The sequence below is a fragment of the Acidovorax delafieldii 2AN genome (genome assembly GCF_000175235.1).
Taxonomy (GTDB): domain Bacteria; phylum Pseudomonadota; class Gammaproteobacteria; order Burkholderiales; family Burkholderiaceae_C; genus Acidovorax; species Acidovorax delafieldii_B.
The window spans coordinates 1-1,887 of sequence record NZ_ACQT01000433.1 but is presented as its reverse complement, the minus strand read 5'-3'; the positions used below and the strand labels follow the sequence as shown (position 1 = coordinate 1,887).

The following is a 1,887-nucleotide window of genomic DNA, read 5'->3' as shown; positions in this document are numbered from 1 at the left end:
AGTTGGGCCAGGTTGATCTCGCCTGCGGCATTGCGCGCGGCCGACACCACGGGCGCCGCCAGTTCCACGCTGGCCAGGCGCACCACGTGCTCGAGCGGTCGCACGTCGGCCATGTCGATCGTGAGGCGTTCGTACGACAGCAGGGGCTGGTCGCCGCGGTCGGTGATGTGCACGTTGTGCGTCTGCACCGTGCCGGTGAGCTTCACGGCCAGGTGCGGCGCCTGCTCGAAGGCCACCTTCACGTCCATGTCGAGGATGGCGCCTTTCACCCGCACCGGCAGACTGGCGGGCAGGTAGGCCAGATAGGGCGCGAGGTCGAGCCCCTGCCATTTCACCGTGGCATCGCCCTTGCCCGTCTGGGCAAAGGGCGTGCCCTGCACCGACGAGTCGAACCGGCTGTCGCCGATGGCAAACGACAGGTGGGGCTCCACCTTCACCTCGCGCTGCGATGGCAGGGTGCTGATGAAGGGCACCTTGAGGGCCAGCTGGCGCACGGCGTGGGTGCGGTCCACCGTGCGGTCGGTGAAATCGACCGCGCCGCCGGTCAGCGCCAGGTTGTAGAGCGCCAGGCGCGCCGGGCCCGTGTCGGGCTTGCCGGAAGGGGTGCTGAGCCGGGCCAGGATGTCGTCCACGTCGTAGTGGCCATCGGCCAGGTGCGTGAGCCGCAGGTGGGGTGCGTCGATCTCGAGGGCGTCCACCACCGGCGCCAGGCGCAGCAGCGATTGCATCTCGGCATCGGCATAGATGCGTGCAATCTCCAGTTGCGGCGGGGCGCCCGCGGTGCCGCCGACGGCGATGTCGCGCAGGGTGATTTCCAGCGTCCAGGGCTTGAAATCGATGGCACCGACGGTGACCGGCCGCCCCAGTGCTTCGCTGGCCATGCGTTCGAGCGGGCCCTTGGCGAGCGCGGGCACCGCGAGCCAGCTCACCAGCCACAGCAGCAACAACGCCAGCAGGGCCCACAGGCCGCGGCGGACCCAGCGGTGGTGGCGCAGTGTGTCGAGCGACGCGAGGGCGGAAGGCGATGGCATGGGCGGGCGTGGAAAGGTGGCAGAACGCAGCGCAGGCCGTGGTGGGACCTGTCACTCCAAGATTATCCCCACCCGCCGCGGCTGTGCCGGCGTGCCACGGCGGTGTTGCATTTTGATGCAGGTCAGCCCTGCCCGGGGGACGCGGGCGCCAGGTGGCGGGGTTGCAACGGCCGGTTGGTGGCCTTCGATGCCTTGCAGCCCCCGGGGCCTGTGCAACGACGCAAGGCGCAGAGGGCCGAGGGTTCAAGCGAAGGCCAAGAGCTGCTCAGGCAGGCGATGCGCCGCCCGCGAACCCCAGCGTGACCCGCCGGGTTATGGCGCTTTTCTTCTCGATGCGCGTAACCACTACGGCGCCGATCTCGGCCGTGCTGGCCACGTGCGTGCCGCCGCAGGGCTGCAGGTCAATGGCGGGCTGGAGGCCCTCGCCGCCGATCCGAATCGTGCGGATGCGGCCCGTGCCGCGCGGCGGCTGCACGCTCATGCTCTTGACGAGCTGGGGGTTGGCGTCCAGCTCCGCATCGCTGATGCTGGCCACCGTGATCGGGTGCGCGGCCGCCACCAGCGCCGCGATGGCGGCGGTGAGCTGTTCCTTGTCCAGCGGGTCGGTCATCGCGAAGTCCAGCCGTGCGTAGTCGGGTGTGATGGAGCAGCCGTTGACCAGTTGCGGCACCACATGGCACAGCAGGTGGCTGGTGGTGTGCAGGCGCATCATGCGGTGGCGCCGTTCCCAGTCGATGCGGGCCGTGACGGCGGTGCCGGGCGCGAGCCGGGCAAGGCGGTCCTCCTGGCCTGGCGCGGGCACGTGCACGATGGCGCTGGTGGGCAGGCCGGCCTCGTCCTTGCCCTTGCGGGTGTC

At 70.3% G+C, this 1,887-nt stretch carries 2 protein-coding genes; both read right to left on the bottom strand.

What is annotated here, in order from left to right:
- On the bottom strand, window positions 1-1,031 hold a 1,031-nt coding region (locus tag ACDELDRAFT_RS21930; protein WP_005800798.1), incomplete at its 3' end, for a DUF748 domain-containing protein.
- A 265-nt stretch (window positions 1,032-1,296) separates the two neighbouring features.
- Window positions 1,297-1,887, bottom strand: a 591-nt coding sequence (locus ACDELDRAFT_RS21925) for an alanyl-tRNA editing protein (RefSeq protein WP_005800797.1), incomplete at its 5' end; no start/stop codon positions are given.